The sequence below is a fragment of the Arthrobacter sp. 10N43 genome, from assembly GCF_056394525.1.
On sequence record NZ_JBFTIA010000009.1, the window covers coordinates 116,564 to 134,067 of the forward strand.

The 17,504-nt window shown below is 60.4% G+C and carries 14 protein-coding genes; 1 reads left to right on the forward strand and 13 read right to left on the reverse strand.

The genetic code is table 11. The features are described 5' to 3' along the window. Nucleotides 1-25: 25 nt before the first annotated feature. On the forward strand, nt 26-1,456 hold the full coding sequence (locus AC1DDO_RS16970; protein WP_476972349.1) for an APC family permease: 1,431 nt from the start codon (nt 26-28) through the stop codon (nt 1,454-1,456). 227 nt (nt 1,457-1,683) lie between these two features. Here the strand turns inward: AC1DDO_RS16970 and AC1DDO_RS16975 are convergent, their stop codons facing one another. The 13 genes from AC1DDO_RS16975 to AC1DDO_RS17035 all read right to left on the reverse strand — a co-directional run bounded on the left by AC1DDO_RS16975 (nt 1,684) and on the right by AC1DDO_RS17035 (nt 17,457). Continuing rightward, a complete protein-coding gene (locus tag AC1DDO_RS16975; protein ID WP_441410106.1) occupies nt 1,684-2,613 on the reverse strand; it encodes a bifunctional methylenetetrahydrofolate dehydrogenase/methenyltetrahydrofolate cyclohydrolase in 930 nt (309 codons plus the stop codon). Between the two features lie 96 nt (nt 2,614-2,709). Continuing rightward, nucleotides 2,710-5,184 carry a GcvT family protein gene (locus tag AC1DDO_RS16980; RefSeq protein ID WP_476972350.1) on the reverse strand — a complete coding sequence of 825 codons (2,475 nt, stop codon included), beginning with the start codon at nt 5,182-5,184 and terminating at the stop codon, nt 2,710-2,712. Between the two features lie 59 nt (nt 5,185-5,243). After that, nucleotides 5,244-6,107: a formyltetrahydrofolate deformylase gene (purU, locus tag AC1DDO_RS16985; protein WP_441410108.1), complete on the reverse strand. Its 864-nt coding sequence runs from the start codon at nt 6,105-6,107 to the stop codon at nt 5,244-5,246. Between the two features lie 369 nt (nt 6,108-6,476). Then, nucleotides 6,477-7,265, reverse strand: a complete 789-nt coding sequence (locus AC1DDO_RS16990) for an SDR family NAD(P)-dependent oxidoreductase (protein ID WP_476972351.1) — start codon at nt 7,263-7,265, stop codon at nt 6,477-6,479. 46 nt (nt 7,266-7,311) lie between these two features. Then, on the reverse strand, nt 7,312-8,778 hold the full coding sequence (locus AC1DDO_RS16995) for an APC family permease (RefSeq protein WP_476972352.1): 1,467 nt from the start codon (nt 8,776-8,778) through the stop codon (nt 7,312-7,314). Nucleotides 8,779-8,930: 152 nt separating this feature from the next. After that, the gene (locus AC1DDO_RS17000; RefSeq protein WP_441410111.1) at nt 8,931-9,338 is read right to left on the reverse strand and encodes a DMT family transporter; all 408 of its coding nucleotides are present in this window, start codon (nt 9,336-9,338) and stop codon (nt 8,931-8,933) included. Further along, entirely contained in the window at nt 9,328-10,080 is a 753-nt protein-coding gene (locus AC1DDO_RS17005; protein WP_441410112.1) for an SDR family NAD(P)-dependent oxidoreductase, read from the reverse strand. Before AC1DDO_RS17005 ends, AC1DDO_RS17000 begins: the two co-directional genes overlap by 11 nt. 79 nt (nt 10,081-10,159) lie before the next feature. Next, nucleotides 10,160-10,480, reverse strand: a complete 321-nt coding sequence (locus tag AC1DDO_RS17010; RefSeq protein ID WP_441410113.1) for a DMT family transporter — start codon at nt 10,478-10,480, stop codon at nt 10,160-10,162. Between the two features lie 142 nt (nt 10,481-10,622). Continuing rightward, nucleotides 10,623-11,453, reverse strand: a complete 831-nt coding sequence (locus AC1DDO_RS17015) for an acetoacetate decarboxylase family protein (RefSeq protein WP_476972353.1) — start codon at nt 11,451-11,453, stop codon at nt 10,623-10,625. Nucleotides 11,454-11,915: 462 nt separating this feature from the next. Continuing rightward, the gene (locus tag AC1DDO_RS17020) at nt 11,916-13,127 is read right to left on the reverse strand and encodes a D-arabinono-1,4-lactone oxidase (RefSeq protein ID WP_476972354.1); all 1,212 of its coding nucleotides are present in this window, start codon (nt 13,125-13,127) and stop codon (nt 11,916-11,918) included. 98 nt (nt 13,128-13,225) lie between these two features. After that, nucleotides 13,226-13,423, reverse strand: coding sequence for a hypothetical protein (locus AC1DDO_RS17025; protein WP_476884062.1), 198 nt, complete (start codon nt 13,421-13,423; stop codon nt 13,226-13,228). Then, nucleotides 13,424-16,363 (reverse strand): FAD-binding and (Fe-S)-binding domain-containing protein, encoded by a 2,940-nt coding sequence (locus AC1DDO_RS17030; protein ID WP_476972355.1) that lies wholly within the window; start codon nt 16,361-16,363, stop codon nt 13,424-13,426. A 125-nt stretch (nt 16,364-16,488) separates the two neighbouring features. Then, a complete protein-coding gene (locus tag AC1DDO_RS17035; RefSeq protein ID WP_476884064.1) occupies nt 16,489-17,457 on the reverse strand; it encodes a sugar ABC transporter substrate-binding protein in 969 nt (322 codons plus the stop codon). Nucleotides 17,458-17,504: the final 47 nt, after the last annotated feature.

Below are 17,504 nucleotides of genomic sequence, written 5' to 3' on the forward strand. Positions count from 1 at the left end.
TTCCGTCAAGTCCATGGAGACTCTCATGACACAGCAACACAACGCGATCAGTCCGCCGCAAACTGATGAAACAACCCTCAGGCACGGTCAGGCATCACTTCTTTCCGTAACCATCCTTGGGCTTTCCGCCCAACAGATCGGCCCCGGGATCGCTCTGGCCGGAGGCTACATGATCGTCTATGCCGGCGATGCTTCCTGGGTGTCGATGCTCATCGCCTTTCTGGGTGCCTGTGCCATCGGTGCCATGGTGACGACGTTCTCGCGGCGCCTTGTAGCCACCGGCGGGCTGATGTCTTATGTGGCCTCAGTGCTGGGCCCCTACGCCCGAGCACTCGTTGGCGCGGGATATGTCGTGGGCATTCTGATCGCTGTGGCAGCTGTTGTGACGGGCGTTGTCATCTTCAGTTCCAGTTTCCTGGTTCAAATGGGTATGGACTGGGCCGCGACGCCGATGGGTCAAGCGCTTTCGGCCATTGTCATAGCTGTCATCGCGGGGGCCATCGCCTACCGGGGGCTGGACGCTTCAGTGAAAGTATCTGCAGTTCTGTCCTTCATCGGCATCCCTTTCGTCATCTGGGTTACGGTGGCGGCGGCAGAAGCGACTGAAGGCTACTCCCTGGCGCCTCAATTCGATTTCGGCAGCGAGGCAATGTCGTGGGATGCCATCCTGCAGGGAACCCTGATCGCGCTTGCCTACTTCGTGGGCTTTGAGGGATTGAGTGCCATGGCGGGCGAAACCAGGAATCCTAAACGCAATGTGCCCCGATTGGTCTTGTGGCTTCTGGGTGTCACCGGTTCGGCATACATACTGACCCTTTGGTTTCAGATTCCGTCACTGGGAGCCGGCCTGGACCAGCTGGCGGCCGGTGAATCACCCGCTGCGGTTCTGGCGCACATCGGCGGGGTGGGGTATCTGGCGGCACCGCTGGACCTCCTCCTCGCGGCAGCGACATTCGCTGGCCTTATCGCGACGTTCAACTATGGCTCACGTATCGTGGCGACCGCGGCGTCCGCAGGGCTCCTGCCAAACAAGCTTTCGCGCATCCACAAGCGTCATCACTCTCCCTCGGCTGCGGTGTTCTTTATGACATTCATCGCTGCGGGAATTCCCATCACCCTGCAGCTGGTTTCGTCTGCCCCGCCGTTGGAGTCATCTGTGTATCTCTACACACTGTTTTCCTACTGCTACCTGCTGCCGTACGTACTGGCATCCGTGGCTGCTGTGGTTTTAGTGGTCCGGGAAGGGCGCCCGAATCCAGTACTGGTTGCGACCTTTATTGTCGGCGGGGGCGCCTGCGCCTACGTGCTCTACTACGCGCTAACAAGCGCAGGTGAGGGTGTCTTCGGAGCACTCCCGTGGATCGCGCTAGTCCTGACCTTAGTCGCCTTCCTGGCCTTCGTCGTTGCGCATAAGCGCAAGCCCGCCGCGGAAGACGCTTTGGCGGACCTCCTCTAACAGAACTCCGAACATCACCGGTGCCATGGGCGCTGGAGAATTGGATTGCCTCCCGTAAGCAGAGGGCGCCCCGTTTCCAAACGAAATGGGGCGCGCCCTGCTTAGAGGGAGCTACAACGTGTGCAGCTCCTTTTCCTTCACCGAAAGCGGGCACGGAAGCACGCGTACAGGTGTTGCGAGCCTGCGGCGCCGTGCCGCATCCGGCGAAACCATATCGCCGCTGACGCTCAGGTTGAAGTCAAGGACTTCCGCGCAGCGGCTTCCACGACATTAGCCAAGAGCATGGCCCGGGTCATTGGACCAACTCCCCCGGGATTGGGCGATATCCAGCTGGCGACTGTGCCGGCGTCGGCTTCAACATCGCCCCTGAGTTCCGCCTTTCCGGTGTCCTCATCAACAATGCGCGAAACGCCAACGTCCAATACAATCGCTCCAGGCTTCAGTTGGCTGGCTTTAACGAGTCCCGGCACGCCTACAGCGGCAACAACGACATCCGCGCGGGCTATCAGGCCGGGCAGGTCCAGCGATCCTGTATGAGCCAAAGTAACAGTGGCGTTGATAGCCCGGCGTGTCAGGAGTAGGCCCAGCGGACGACCGACCGTCACCCCCCGTCCTATGACCAAAACCTCCAGCCCCTGAAGTGCTATCCCGTGCCTGGCCAACAGCTCCACGATGGCGTTGGGAGTGCAAGGTAGAGGAGAGCTAAGGTCAGCACCAACATTGAGGACAAGTCGTCCAAGATTTGTTGGGTGCAGGCCGTCGGCGTCCTTCTCCGGCGAAATTTTTTCCAGGATGGCGTTCTGATCGATGTGGGCTGGCAAAGGAAGCTGGACAATATAGCCGGTGGTTCTGGGGTCGTCGTTCAGTTCTTCCAGAACGGCCTCCAGTTCGGTCTGGGAGATGGCCGCTGGAAGATCCCTCCGGATTGACTTAATTCCTACTTCCGCACAGTCGCGGTGTTTTCCTGCGACATAGGAGCGGCTTGCAGGGTCGTCGCCAACCAGGACCGTTCCAAGCCCGACGTTTGTGCCGCTTTCCTTCAGCGCAGCAACGCGGTGAGCCAATTCGCTCTTGATGGCCCCTGCCATTGCTTTCCCATCCAGGACGCGCCCTGGTCTGCCCGCCACGGCGTTTTTCTCCAGTAGATTCCCTGCCATCTTTTGCTCCTTACTTGATGCTGAGGTTCTGTTTGACCGGCGCTGGCCCGCGTACGCCGATTCTTCGGGAGGCGGTGCAGTGCGCAGGCGTGATTGTTAGCCGCGGAGCCGTTCGCCCTTGGGGTCATAGAACGGTCGCCGTGAGACCGTTGCCGCGTAGTTCTGTCCCTTGCATTGAACTTCGAAGGCACCGGAGAGGTCGGTATCAGGGTTGATGGCTGCGATGCCCACGGCTCGGCCGAGCGTGTGGCCGTAGCTGCCGCTGGTCATGCGGCCGACGGGGAGACCGTTGCAGTAAACGGTCTCATCGTGGACAAACACGGGCTCCGGGTCCTCCAGCGCCACATAAACCGTGCGGTGTTCTGGTGCAGCGGGGTCCAGCTTGAGCAGCGCGTCCCTTCCAACGAAACCCCCTGGTTTGTCGAGGGCCACCGTGAAGCGCAGACCCGACGAGTAGGGGTCGTCGATAGGGCCAATGTCGTGGCCAAGGTGCCTGAAGCCCTTTTCGCTGCGCAGCGAATCCAAAGCATGATAGCCAGCCATTTTGATGCCCAGATCCTGGCCGGCTTCCCACAATGCATCAAAGACGTTTACTGCCAGGTCGGCACTGGGGTACAGCTCGTAGCCGAGTTCCCCCACGAAGCTCACCCTCAGGCTGTAGGCGTAGCCGTCCGCGATCTCTACCATCCGGCCATGGGTGTACTCCTGGGCCTCGTCGGACCAGTCCTCAGGTGAAACCCTGGAGAGCAGTTCCCTGCTCTTAGGTCCCATGACGCCGATCGTGGCAAGTCCCGCAGTGCAATCGAAAACAGCCGCTGCCTTTCCCTCAGCAAGGCGCTGAAGGTAGGTCAGGGTCTTTTGCTGGGTAAAGGATGGCGTTACTACCAGGAAGCGGTCCGCACCCAGGCGGGTCACCGTGCCGTCAAGTTCGATCCCGGCAGCCTCGTTGAGGAACAAGGTGTAGACAGCCTTATCGAGCTGTACATCGACGTTGGCCGTCGTCGCTTGCTGGCACACCGCCAGAGCGTCAGGACCGGCAACTTCAAACTTGGCGAATGGGCTGAGGTCGAAGAGGACTACGCCTTCACGGGCTGCCTTGTGTTCGGCGGCGACCCGCTCAAACCAGGTCGGACGGCCGTAGCTGTAGTCATAGCTGGGCGTCATTCCAGCCTCGCCGTACCAGTTGGCCCGTTCTCCGCCGTTGACTTCACCAAAACAGGCTCCAAGCTCTGCCAGCCTGGAATGCAAGGGCGTGCGGCGAACATTTCGTGCCGTGTCCATCTGCAGGCTCGGCCAGTGCATGGCATACAGCCGGCCCAGGCCTTCTTTAGTTCGTGATTGCAGGTACCTGCGGTTGTTTTGGTGCCTTGAGAAGCGCTGCACGTCTACACTGGACGAGTCGAAGCCGGGAGTTCCTGAAATAACCCAATCCGCCAGTTCCTTACCCACTCCAGGGGCAAAGATGATTCCTTGTGAGTTGAAGCCCGCCGCCACGTACAGGTTCGGGGCTTCCGCGGTCTCACCAATGGCGAAATTGGCGTCAGGGGTGAAGCTCTCCGGGGCGTTGAGGAATCGGTCATACCCGACCGTCGTGAGCGCTTGGACGGTTGCTTCTGCCTTCGACCGGATCGGAGAAAAGTGGTCCCAGTCCGGCTCGAACTCGGCGAATCCATTGCCGGGAATGTCTTCGACAGGTCGCGGCAGGCCATCGGGTTCGAACGCTCCCACCAGAAGACGCCCAGCCTCATGGCGCAGATAATAACTGCTGTCCAGATCCCTGAATACGGGCAGCGCCGGACCCGCCCCATCTATAGGTTCGGAGCGGACGTGAACGTGTTCGGCCGCGTATAACGGCACCTTCACCCCCGCCGTCGCAGCGAGTTCCCGGGTCCACAGCCCGCAGGCAAGGATCACCCGTTCGCAGTGCACAGTGCCCTGATCTGTGAGGACACCGACGACCCGGTGCCCTTCGCGCAGAACCCTTTCGACCTTTACGCCTTCGCGGATCTGTGCATCCAGTTCATGAGCCAGCTTTGCGAAGGCAACAGTTGCGTGCCCAGGGTTGATGTGTCCGTCATCCGGCAGCAGTAGCGCGCCCAGGACCCCTTCATGGCTGGCCAGAGGCCACACTTCTTTAAAGCGGTCTTCGGTTAGCCATTCTGTTCGCAAACCCTGCTGGCCGGCGACATCCTTTGCGTAAAGGATCTCATCGACCCGCCCGGCTGTACGGGCCACGCTGAGGGACCCTGAGCGTTGGAATGAGACGTCAACGCCGGACATCTGCTCGAGCTTGCCGTAGAACTCCAGCCCGTACTTTGCGAGCTTTGTCATGGTTGTCGAGCCGCGCGCGCCCGTCACGAGACCGGCGGCGTGCCATGAGGTGCCGCTGCCGAGGACGTTGCTCTCCAAGACAAGGATGTCGCTCTCCCCCGCCGCGGCGAGATGATAGGCGATGCTGGCGCCGACGATGCCGCCGCCAACGATGACGGTCCGGACTCGTGCGGGCAGGGGGTCGTGGGACGTGTCCGTGAATGCTTTGGCGCTGATGCTGCGGTCGACAAGCCTGTCCATGGGGTTCTCGCTTCTGTGATGGTCAGTGCCCTGCGTGGCAAGGGTGTTGAAGTTGGTAGTTAGTTGAAGACGACGGTGCGGTGGCCGTTAAGCAGGACTCGCTGTTCGGCGTGCCACTGGACAGCCCGCGACAAGGCAAGCCGCTCGGCGTCCTGGCCTGTAACCGCGAGCTGCGCCGGGCTGTAGTCGTGCCCGACCCGAAGGACTTCCTGCTCGATGATCGGCCCTTCGTCCAGTTCTCCGGTCACGTAATGAGCGGTGGCGCCTACGAGCTTGACCCCCCGGTCGAAGGCTTGGTGGTAGGGCCTGGCGCCCTTGAAGCCGGGGAGGAACGAGTGATGGATGTTGATGGCCTTGCCGGCAAGTTTCCGGCAGAGCTCGTCGCTGAGGACCTGCATGTAGCGGGCCAGCACGGTCAGGTCCACTTGGTGTTCGTCAATGAGGGCGAGCAGCTTGTCTTCTGCTGCAGGTTTCGTCTCAGGTGTGACAGGGATGTGGAAGAACGGGATCCCGTGGGCGTCGGCCACAGGCTGGAGCGTCTGGTGGTTCGAGGCAATAAAGGAAAAATCGACTTTCAGTTGGCCTGCCCGCCAGCGGAACAAAAGGTCATTGAGGCAATGTTCGGCTTTGGACACCATCAGCGCTACCTTGGGACGGTCAGCGGTGTCAGCCATGGTCCAGGACATGCCATAGGCATCCGCTGTGGCCCGGAATGCCGTCTTCAAGTCACCAATTGATACCGTCCCCGGATAGGTTGCATGAACCCTCATGAAGAACGTGTCTTCGGACGCGTCGTCGAACTGCTGGCTGGCGAGGATGTTGCACCCATGCGATACCAGGAAACCTGATACTGCATGGACGATTCCAAGAGTGTCGTGGCAGCTGAGGGAAAGAATCACTTCGCGGGGATGTGCGTGATTCATAGGAACTCCTAGGTGGGGATTCGTCACGTTGGTGTCCTCAAGCCGGACGCCATCCGTGGATGGGCGAAAATTCCAGAGGTTTCAGAAGGAACGCCTCACAGCACTGGAAATATCGCGTTCAACATCGACCATATGCGACCAAAAATCCCAACTCCATGCTGAAAATGCAAGAAATGCGGGCATTTTTCATACTCTGGTACCCCCGAGGGGGCGTGAAGTGAAGTCCCGGCCGTGCACTTCTTTGCGCTATTGCTCGGGGTCGGGACGAGACTGATCGGGTGCAGAATTTTCCTGAGAAATGGCGCTGCCGTGCAGCACCTTGTCGGTGCTGCACGGCAGTTGCTTTTCAAATCCCACGGAGGGGGAGGATCACACGGGGGCGGCGGGGTGGGATTGGTCGGATCCAACGAAGTAGCCGGCCGTAGCACCACCGTCGACGGCGTAGACCGTTCCGTTGGCATAGGTGGATTCCATAAAGTGGCGAACAGTGGCCGCAATTTCTTCGGGCTTCGCGAAACGGCCCAACGGCACAGAACTCTTGTAGAACTGCACCTCCTCTTCGGAGCTTTTCGCAAAGAGTCTCTTCGCCATGGGTGTTTCCACGAAGCCGGGACAAATGACGTTGCTGCGCACACCGACGGGGCCGAAATCCAACGCGAGACACCGAACCAGCCCGACCACTCCGTGTTTTGCAGCTACATAAGCCGAGTACCCCTGGGCACCATTTGTCCCTGCGTCCGAGGCAATCGCAGTGAACGTCCCCCGGGTCTTGATCAGCGAATCAACGGTTGTCTTTGCGGTCACGAACGTTCCCGTTAGGTTGACCGCAAGGGAACGGTTCCATTCCTCCAGCCCAAGATCCAGGACACTTCCCTGGACTTCCACGCCGGCGCAGGCTACGGTCGCGCTGATCGTGCCCAAGAACGACTGACCGTCTTCCACTGCACGCCGCATTGATTCCAGGTCAGTAACGTCGGCAACGAAGGCTGCGGGGCGGCCGCCAGCCTCCACGATCAGGGCTGCGGTCTTTTCAAGCTCTCGTTGATCTCGGTCCACAATGATGACCGCATGCGTTCGTGCCAGCTCGAGCGCCGTAGCTCTGCCAATGCCGCCCGCTGCCCCCGTAATCAGTGCTACGGGTTGGTCGTTGGAGTTCATGTCTTTCCTTTCAGGGTTCGTGCAGCGCAGCTGCAGGCAGCGGGGCTCAGACGTCCTGTCGTCCGATGCGGGCGTAGGTATCAGGCTTGGTGCGGCGGAAAATCAGCGCCAGGATGATTCCAATGACGAGGCATCCGTAGAACAGTGCCATCAGGAATGCCGCCAGGGTTTCGTCGCCTCCAATCATTACTGCGATGTTCTGGGTGGCGAGGACGCCGGCGACGATGAGACCCAGCGTCGCGGCGACGGGTGCAACCTGGCTCTTCCAGCGGTTGACCTTGAGTTCGGGACGTTTGTGGAAGTAGACGACGACGGCTGCGCTGGTGAGGATCAGCAGGAGGATCAGGGCATAGCCGCCGACTCCTACTAGGACCGCATAGAGTGTTGCGCCCGGGGCTCCCGCGATCACTACGACTGCCAAGAAGATCACTGCAAACACGCTGGTGGCTAGGGACGCAACGTGGGGGGAATCGTGGCGGCTGTGAACCCGGCTGAGGGCTGCCGGAAAGACACGGTCGACGCTGAGGGAGTAGAGGTAGCGGGCGCTGATGTTATGCGTGGCCAGGTTGGCCGCGAAGATGCTCGAGCAGAGAAGCACGATCATCACATCCATGACGATCTTGCCCAGGAGCTGGGAGACAACGCCCATGACCGTCCCGGTGGGGTCTGTCGCAGAAGCTTCAACGACGGTCCCGGGACCGATGGCAATGATTTGTGCCCATGCCGTCAGGGCGTAGATAGAACCCATGGAGAGAATGGCGATGTAGGTTGCCCGGGGCACGGTCTTTTCCGGGCTACGGGCTTCCTCGCGGAAGACAGCGGTGGCTTCGAATCCGGCGTAGCAGACAATGCCGAAGAGGAGGGCGAGCCCGATGTTTCCCGACAGCATGTTCGCCGGTTCAAAGGGTGCCGTCGTGAGCCCTTCCGGACCACCGTTGATGAAGGCAGCAACATCGAAGGCCACCATCAGGATCACTTCGAAGATCATGGAAACCGTCAAAATCTTCGCGGAAAGAGTGATCTTGAAGTACCCCAGGGTTCCGACGATTGTCATCAGCAGCAGCGTATAGGCCCACCACGGCACTTCCGGGCCGCCAAGCACGTCAGTTACCAGCGCTTCCAGTGAGATGCCGCCGAATGCGTAGCCTCCAACCAGGATGAAGAAGTACGACACAATAGCCAGGAAAGATGCCCCAAGTCCCAGGGGCTTGCCCAAACCTGCTGTGATGTAGGCATAGAAGGCGCCGGGGTTGGGAAGGTGCCGGCCCATCGAGGTGAATCCGACGGCAAAGACCAGAATCAACGCCCCTGCTGCGAGGTAAGCGGTGGGTGCCCCCAGCTGGTTTCCGGATCCAATGATGACGGGAATAAACCCAACAAACACCGACAAGGGTGCATTGAAGGCCAGGACGGTGAAGACGATGTCAAACGTGCTGAGTTTTCCGGTCAGCCGGCGTGAGGGTGTCCCGGGCTTTGAGCCCGGGCCTGCCGCTAATTCGTTGAGGGTGCTCATAACTGGCTCCTTGGGGGTGATTCAAGATGTGTGTGCGGCGCGTTCGAAGAGTTGCCGGGTGTTGGGGTAGACGCGTCACTGCAGCTGAATCCCCTAGATTCAGGCAGAAGATGTGTCAGAGAGGATTGGTATTGGTCGTCCAGCGTGGCCGTTCAGGTGCTAGGACAGGGCTGGTTTGCCCGGTTGGCGAAGTTGAGAAGAACAACTCCGCCGATGATGGCGGCTATGGCTGCGGCTTTCCCCCAGGAGATCACTTCGTTGTGTAGGAGGACTCCGGCAAGTGCCACGGCCACCGTGCCGATCCCGGACCAGGTGGCATAAGCAATGCTCAGAGAGACGGATCTAAGCGCACGGGTCAGGAGGTAAAAGGACAGGGCGTAAAGGGTGAGCGCCGTTGTTGTCTGCACAGGGAGCCGAAAGCCCTCTGAGAAGTCGAGAAGTATCGTGCCTGTGATTTCGGTGACGATCGCTCCTGCGAGGAACAGCCAGCCTGTGACTGGCTTCTTCCGTAGATCTGGCTCTGCCGGGTCATTTTGGGTGGTTTCTTCCTTAGAGTGCAAGGTACCCCCCATCCACAATGAGATCGGTTCCAGTCACAAACGATGATTCCTTTGATGCGAGGAACAGGACGGCGTGGGATATCTCCGCCGGGGCAGCCATTCGCTTCATGGGCGTGGCGGCAACGTATGAGTCCGCGTCGACTTCGGCTTCATTCATGGGTGTCTGGACCATGCCTGGACATACTGTGTTGACGCGGATGTTTTCCGGGGCGAGTTTGACGGCGGCACTGCGCGTCATGAGTCGTAGTGCGCCCTTTGTGGCGTTGTAGGCGAAGTATTCTCCGTCCCCGATGTAGCCGAGTATGGAGGAGATGTTAATGATGGACCCGCCTCCAGCCCGCCGCATGGAAGGAACGACGGCCCGCATCCCGAGGTAGGCGCCGGTCTGATTCACTGCGACGGTCTTGGCCCAGTCGGACGGTCCCTCGATTTCAAAGCCACCGGGCGTGCCGGTTATGCCGGCGTTGTTGACCAGCACGTTGATCTGGCCGAAGGATTCGTTGATTTCCCTGACCGCATCAAACCAGGATGCTTCATCCGTGACGTCCAAGTACAGGTAGTGGATAGATAGGCCCCTGGAAGCGGCATCTTTTGCGAAACCTTTTCCCTCCTCGTCGAGTATGTCCCCAATCACGACCGTTGCTCCACGCTGGGCGAGGATTTCGGCATGGCTGGCCCCCATTCCCCGTGCTCCCCCGGTGATCAGGACGGTTGTGTCGGAAAGTCGTTGATTCGTTTGCATGTCAGTGTCCTAGTTCATGGGATGAGAGCCAGCACGAGACTGGGAAGACCGGCGGACTGGCCTTGGGCTTGTCGGCGGCTTAGTGTCCGCCCTGAAGATTGAGAGTGACGACGCCGGCCACGACGAGTCCCATCCCCAGGGCATGTTTCCAACCGGCTTTTTCGCCTCGGAACATGACGCCTACGGCCGCGACGGCCGCAGTTCCCAGCCCTGCCCAGAGTGCGTAGGCGACACCCATGTCGGTGAATTGCAGGATCTGGGCCAGTAAGGCAAACGCGATGGTGTACAGGCCTGCGACCGCCAGGGTGGGTTTCAGTTTCCTGAACTCGTTGGTCCTTGGAAGCAGAGTTGTTGCGGCCACTTCAGCTGCGGTGGCGAGTAGGAGAAGCGGCCAGATCATAGCGGCTTCCTTTCTGGTGATCGGGGCGGGTTGCCGTGGTTGTACTTCACGGCAACCCCGCCATTGTCAGAATCCGATTCCCGGGCGCCACCGGCCGGGTGGGCGGCTTGCGCCCCGGCGGGAGCTTGGGCGTGGGCTACAACTATGCGTTGAGCTGCTCTGTCTGACGGTCGGGATCAGGGTTCAGCTGGTCCAGGCCCTTAAACCGGTGTGCGATCGGCATCCAGGTGGGATCGTCGAAGCCGCGGCCCCACATGTACCCGGCGTAGATGTTGTCAGGGTCTTCCAGTTCGATCTGCTGCCCGAGAGGCCAGTAGCCGGCAAACTGGGCGTCGATTGCCTTGTCGATGGACACGATGGGGATGGTGTCCGTGGGATCCCATTTGGAGTGGCCCCACTCGAGTGTGGCGGTTCCTTCCCGGTAGGAGGTGTACTCATACTTGATGTCCCAAATGTTCAGCAGGGGCGGGTACTGGAGGCCACGACCGTTGGAGTGGGGGAACATCTTGATGTCGAAACCGTTGCTGTCAACCACGTGTGGGCCATGGTCCGGGCCGGTGATGTCGGCGTTGATTTCCATGAGCTGGATGCCACGTCTGTCTCCTGTTGCGCGGACGTTAGCCCCATCGCGCCAGATTCGCCCGTTGCCGTTCTTCTTGACCTCACCCCAGAGCTCGCGTCCGATCGCTACGGGAAGTTCCGGAGAAATGATCTCAGTCAACATCCAGTAGCCCTCGATGTCGCCGTACTTGCAGAGGATTGAGACAATTGCTCCGTCGAAAGTCCCACAGTAGGCGCTTTCGTACTGGGTGACGTTTGCATACGCGTTGCAAGTTCCTGCTTCCTCGTCGCCCAGTGGCTCAAAGATGGGAGGCAAGACAGACTTTGCGTACTCCCAGGTCGTCTTGAAGTAGACTCCGATTTCGTCGCAGGTAAACCTGGACGGCGCAACGAAGTCCTCGATTCGCTGCACTTCTTCTTTGTTTTTCACATAACCCGGCATGGGAAGCCCTCTCTTAGCTGGTGACACGCCCTTCGCTGGTGCTAAGGGTGTTACATAAACAACACCACTCCCTGCCGAGCATCCCAATAGTACAAAGGCAAGAAATTGTGATGGCTGTCATACTGATGGCCAAAAAAGTGACAGTAGTCACTGTTGGATTCCTTGCGGGTTGGGCAGCCCACCGTCCTCGATCGGACGTGAGCGCCCGATCCTTCGTTCAGCCCACCGAGCACCGCGGTCCCCCAGTGTTTCCGTCAGGTAGAACCACACCCAAGCTGACGGTTAGGGGCCTGGATGTCTTGACTTCCTTCTGGGACGGGCCTCCTGTGAAAGTACACCGTGAATCCACGGCATGTGCTTTGCACCGCATGATTGCCAGGCTGTCGCCGGACATCCGGTCCGGCGACAGCCATGCGTTTCCTTTGCCTGCTCCTACCCGAACAACGCCCGCAAGGGAGCGTTTAGGAAGGTACCGTTGGGGTCGAGCGCCCTCCGCACAGCATTGAAGTCGTCCCATTTGGGATAGCGGGACCGCAGGAGGTCGGGGGCAAGAAAATATGGTTGTTTGCCCCAATGGGGTCTGGCATCGAATTCGGACATTGCACGGTCAATCGCTTGGAAAAAGGGCAGATTGTCGGCGCCGAACGTCCTGCAGAAACCAAGAGCCACGGAATCCCTGCCAAACATCGGGGAGAGCCATGATTCGTCTCCTGCTACCGTCCGCACCTCCAGCGGAAAATCATCCGGGAAACGATCCAAGATGGGCAGGCAGGCCGATATCGCATCCTGCGCCTTGTCGTAAGGGAGGAAATACTCCACTTCATCCCATGGCGTGGAATACAGATCAGGGTAAATGCGGTATGGGCGGTTGACGCGTGCGCCTGGTGTCGGATCGTCTTCAGCGTCTACTGGGACTGTGTCGTAGGTCCGTACCAGCGTTGGAGCATCCAGATCGCGGGGCAGCGGGGGCAGCTCAGCGGACATGTCGTACATGGGGCCGCGTACGAAACTGAAGTGTCGGTGCGTCCGGTTCCTCTCATCCCAATCGCTGAGAACCTCCGCAAAGGGGTGGAAAGTCAATGATTCCTTCAACTTGAATGCGGGCTCAAGCTGCAGATCTACGCTCACAAGAATGCCAAGCATGCCCATGGACGCCCGGAGAGCAGGCAGACGTGGATCGTCCGGTCCGATTCGTTCAAGTGTGCCGGCCGCAGTTATCAACTCTGCTCCGATAACCGATCCCGACAGGGCCGTAAGCTGCAGTCCTGACCCGTGGGTGGATGTGCTAATGGCACCGGCGATCGTCTGGAGATCAATTGCTCCTTGGTTCTTCAAGGACAGGCCGGCGTCCCATAAAGGTTCCCCCATCGCCCAGATGGGGGTGCCTGCCTTGACCCGCACCTGTGCCGCTTCCCTGTCGATGTCTACGATTCCGGAGATAGCCGAGATGTCGAGCACGATTCCGTCGGTGGGCACCAAGGGAGCAAACGAATGGCCGGCCCCCACCGGTCGAACCGAAATCCCCCGTTTTGTGGCGTCCTTGACTGTCTCGCTCACCTGCTCAACAGATACTGCCTTCACGACCGATTCGGGCTGGCATGTTTGTGTTCCCGCCCAATTGCTCCACCCCGTCTGAATGCTCACTTTTCCAAATCTCCGTTCTATGGCACCTAATGGGTATCCCGCCGCTGAACCAACCGATTCAGTTTTGGACACGGTCATACGTCGCGGTTGGGACGGGCTCATCGTGAGCTGATGCTCGTGACGAAGATGAAGAACCCGGCCGCGGCGATTAGAAAGGCTGCTGCACCCGCTGGTACAAAAAGAATGCGCCGCATGTTGGCCATGTTTCGCGGTTGACGGGCGGGCTTGTCCACATGTGGGCCAACCAAGCCCAACCCGGCCGCGACCAAAATGAGGAAAATTCCGAAGTATTCCACCTACCCTCCCTCTCTGGCATTGTCAGGGTCCATCGCCACGGCGAGGTGCTTGCTCGAGCGCCCGGGGTCTATCTGCGAGACCTGCATGGCGCAACTGAAGCCGTCGGTGAGAACAAGGGCGTCAGCGTCACCTTTCGCGAGGGCGGCGATGACGGAGTGCTCGGCGACATTCATGGACATGTCGAAGTGCTCGGCCTCAAAACCGAAGTTGCCGGCGACGCCGCAGCAAGAGGATGATTCCACGAGGTTCGGAACTCCCCAGGCTTTCAGGACGCGTTTCTGGGCACCTGAACCGAATACGGCGTGCTCGTGGCAGTGAGTTTGCAGCACGGCTGTTTCGGGCGCCGGCGCCGTGGGCTTCCACCCGCGTTTGATGGCCTCGTCAACAGCGACGGAGAACGAGCGGACTCTTGCCGCGACCCTGGCGGCGGCCGCGCCGCCTACCAGCTTCGGGCCTTCGTCACGGATGGTCGCGGCGCAGCTGGGTTCTAGGACGACGATATCCCGGTTCGTGCCGTCGTCGAGCTTTCTGATCAGCCTGGCCAGCCGCCGTCGGGCTCCATCACGTTGCCCGGTGGAGATCCAGGTTAGGCCGCAGCAAGCGTCCGGAGTGCACCCTACCGAGCTGCCGGTGTCGCGGAGCACCCGGGCTGCAGCCGGGACGACCTCGGGCCGGAACGCGCGCGTAAAGCTGTCGATGAACAGAAGGACGTCGGCGTTGGCCGCGAACCCGGCTTCCCGCACCTGTCGCCGGATCCTGCCGGTCGTCGCGAAAGCTGGAAGCCGCCGTCGGGCGCTGATGCCCAACCATTCCCCGACAAGCCGGAAGGGGCGTAAAGCTGTCCCCACATTCGCCAGGGGTGCTACGCGGGTCAGCAGCGGGAGCCACCGGGGCAGCCAGCCAATGGAGTAGTGAGTGAAGGGCCGGATGCGCCCGCGGTAATGCTCGTCGACCAGTTCCGACTTGGCCTCAGCGATGTCCACTCCGGTGGGACAGTCGGCGGAACAGGCCTTGCAGGACAGGCAGAGGTCCAGTGCCTCCCGGACTTCCGGGCTCGACCAGCCGTCCTTGCTGCTGCCTTGGGTCCGGGTCAGTTCCTGCAATACCCGGGCCCGGCCGCGGGTCGAATCCTTTTCATCCTTCGTGGCCCGGTAACTGGGGCACATGAAGCCGCCAGTGGTGGACCGGCACCGTCCTACACCGATGCATGCGTGGGTGTTCCCGACGAACGGACTCGCCACCGGGAGCAGAGTACGGTCTCCGGAGGAAGGTACGACGGCGGCAGTCGCGGTTGCGGTCAGCTCACCATGGGCGGAGCCGGGTGCAACTACTCCTTCCAAAGCCAGCGAGGCAGAGAAAGGTTCCGGGTCGACGATGATCCCGGGGTTGAGGATACCTGCCGGATCCCAGAGGCGCTTGAAGTCCTTGAAGATGCCCACCATCTCCTGGGAGTACATGACCTCAAGTAATTCGCTGCGCGCCCGACCGTCACCATGTTCCCCGGACAGCGAGCCGCCATGGGCCACCACCAGCTTGGCCGCTTCACGGGTGAAGTCGCTGAACACCCTGCGCCCGGAGTCACTGCGCAGATCGTAATCCAATCGCATATGGACGCACCCTGCACCAAAGTGGCCGTACATTAGGGCCGTATAGCCGTACTTTTTTACCAGTGGGAGCAAGTCCGCCAGATAGTCGGCAAGACGCTCCGGTGCAACCGCGGAATCTTCCCAGCCGGGCCACGTTTGCACTCCATCGATCCGTCTCGATGAGAGCCCCGCGCCGTCTTCTCGCACCCTCCAAAGTGCGGCCCTGTCCAGTGGTTCCGTGACGATCGAATGGTCAAGGACGCGGCCGTCGACGCTGAGCTTGTCAACCAGGTCTTCACAAGAGGCGGCCGCCTGCAGAAGGGTGTCATCCGAAAACTCGACCATGAGAAAGGCCTTGCCCTCCGGCAATGATTCGACGCTGGCCGCTCCCCGGCGGTGCCGCATGATGTCCACGATCGATACGTCCAGGCCCTCGATGGCGCTCGGCTTTGCGGCCAGGATGGTCATCACATCGCGCGCGGAATCGATAGTGCTCGCGTAGCCAAGGCACAGCAGCGCCGTGGTCAGGGGCTTCTGCACAAGGCCCACCTTGGCCCGCACGACAACGGCGCATGTGCCTTCGCTGCCTGCCATTGCACTGGCAACATTAAAGCCGTGTTCCGGCAGCAGATGGCCCAAGTGATATCCAGAGATCTGCCGGGGAATGGTCTGCAGCTCCACCCGGAGGGCCGCCAGATGTGCTCCCGCCAGCGCTTTGAGGCCCTCCAGCAGCTCCTCAGCCCGGGCAACGGAATGGGTGTCGTTATCGTCGACAGCGCGGAGGAATTCCCGCCCCGCCCTGAGGTACGCGCCGTCGGCCGTGACCAGCTCCAACTCCTGCACGTGATGGGTCATGCGGCCGTAGGCTACTGAGTGGTTTCCGCAGGCGTCGTTACCGATGGAGCCACCCACTGTGGCGCGCGTCAGGGAAGAAGGGTCTGGGGCAAATGTCAGCTTGCCTCCGGTGACCTTCTCAACCTGCGCACGCAGCTCACCGAGGACGACCCCCGCGTCGGCCCACACCGTCGCCTGGCCTGCATCGAGGGATCCCACAGAGGTCATGTGGCGGGAAAGGTCGATCACCACACCGTCGCCTACGGCGTTCCCTGCCATCGAGGTTCCCCCGCCGCGTGCGGTGGTCGGTACTCCCGTGGCCGAGCATGCCCGCAAAACTGTCCGAACGTCGTCGACGTTTTTCGGGAAGGCGACGGCGGCAGGCCGTACCCGGTAGTTCGATGCATCGTAGGAATACTCAGAGCGTCTTCGCGGAGAGTCGTCCACCTGGATGCCGTGATCCCTCAACCTGGCGAGCAGCTGCCTGAGTTTCGTGTCACCGTCGTCATCGTCGGGCATGGTTGCATTCTCCATTCGTATTGGTCCGCAGGAAGTGTAGGCAGCTGCGGTAGACGCGGGGGTGTGCCAAAACAGAACGGGCACAGCAGATGAATCCGCTGTGCCCGTTGGATTGATGGAACTGCCTACTTCAAGAACTCGGAAAGGTTGTCCTTGGTGATGAGCGTGAATGGCAGCGTGTAGCGGTTCTCCACGTTTCCGCCTTTAAGGAAGTCGGTGACAACCTCGACTGCCTTGGTGCCCTGTCCGGCTGAGTCCTGGCGTACAGTTGCCGAAATTGTCCCTGCCTTGATGTCCTGGAGGGCGGGGTCGGTGCCGTCGACGCCAACCACTGCCTTGAATTCGGCCGTGCGGCCCGCGTCAGCAATGGCCGAGGCTGCACCGATGGCCATTTCGTCGTTGTTCGCCACCACGGCGTCAATCTTTCCGGACGGGAAGCGCTGAAGGGTGTCCTCCATGTTGCGCTTGGCGTCGTCACGGCTGCCCTTTGCCTGGAATTCGGCGACAATCTTGAAGTTCTTGTTGATTGTCTTGTCGAAGCCCGACTTGCGGCGGTCGGTCCATGACGCACCGTAGACGCCCGCCGCGAAGACGAGGTTGCCGCCGTTGGGAAGGAGCTTGTTGAGGTACTCGGCCTGCATTTCGCCGGCCACCGTGTCATCGACACCGATGTAGCTCTTGTAGCCGACGTTGGCACCTTCTGCGAACTCGGTTGACAGGATGAACAGCGGAACGTTGGCGGCGATGACCCGTTTCGCAGCGTTCTGGCTGGCATCGCCATCGAGAGGCTGCATGATGATGGCGTCAACCTGGCGGGTGAGGAGGTCCTCAACCTGGTTGAGTTCGCTTCCGACGTCTTTCTTGGAGTCGGTGATGTTGAGCTTGACGCCCTTTTCGTCGGCCGTCTTCTTCATGGCGTCAGTCATGTGGGCCAGGTCCGGGTCCTGCAGGTCGAGGACCACAACTCCGATGTTGTAGGTCTTGCCTGCGGCTGAGCCGTTGCTGGCATTGCTGCCGCCGGCACACCCGGTCAGCGTGAGGGCACTCGCGGCCAGCATTGCTACAGCCGCGGCGAGCTTACGTCGCATTCCCATGGTTGTTCCTTTCAATGATTTTGTCTGTGGTGAAGGAAATTGGTGGT

Coding starts and splice junctions, on each gene's coding strand:
- AC1DDO_RS16975 (WP_441410106.1), bottom strand. CDS start 2,613: ATGGCAGGGAATCTACTGGAGAAAAACGCCGTGGCGGGCAGACCAGGG.
- purU (WP_441410108.1), bottom strand. CDS start 6,107: ATGAATCACGCACATCCCCGCGAAGTGATTCTTTCCCTCAGCTGCCAC.
- AC1DDO_RS16970 (WP_476972349.1), top strand. CDS start 26: ATGACACAGCAACACAACGCGATCAGTCCGCCGCAAACTGATGAAACA.
- AC1DDO_RS16980 (WP_476972350.1), bottom strand. CDS start 5,184: ATGGACAGGCTTGTCGACCGCAGCATCAGCGCCAAAGCATTCACGGAC.
- AC1DDO_RS17035 (WP_476884064.1), bottom strand. CDS start 17,457: ATGGGAATGCGACGTAAGCTCGCCGCGGCTGTAGCAATGCTGGCCGCG.
- AC1DDO_RS17010 (WP_441410113.1), bottom strand. CDS start 10,480: ATGATCTGGCCGCTTCTCCTACTCGCCACCGCAGCTGAAGTGGCCGCA.
- AC1DDO_RS16990 (WP_476972351.1), bottom strand. CDS start 7,265: ATGAACTCCAACGACCAACCCGTAGCACTGATTACGGGGGCAGCGGGC.
- AC1DDO_RS17005 (WP_441410112.1), bottom strand. CDS start 10,080: ATGCAAACGAATCAACGACTTTCCGACACAACCGTCCTGATCACCGGG.
- AC1DDO_RS17030 (WP_476972355.1), bottom strand. CDS start 16,363: ATGCCCGACGATGACGACGGTGACACGAAACTCAGGCAGCTGCTCGCC.
- AC1DDO_RS16995 (WP_476972352.1), bottom strand. CDS start 8,778: ATGAGCACCCTCAACGAATTAGCGGCAGGCCCGGGCTCAAAGCCCGGG.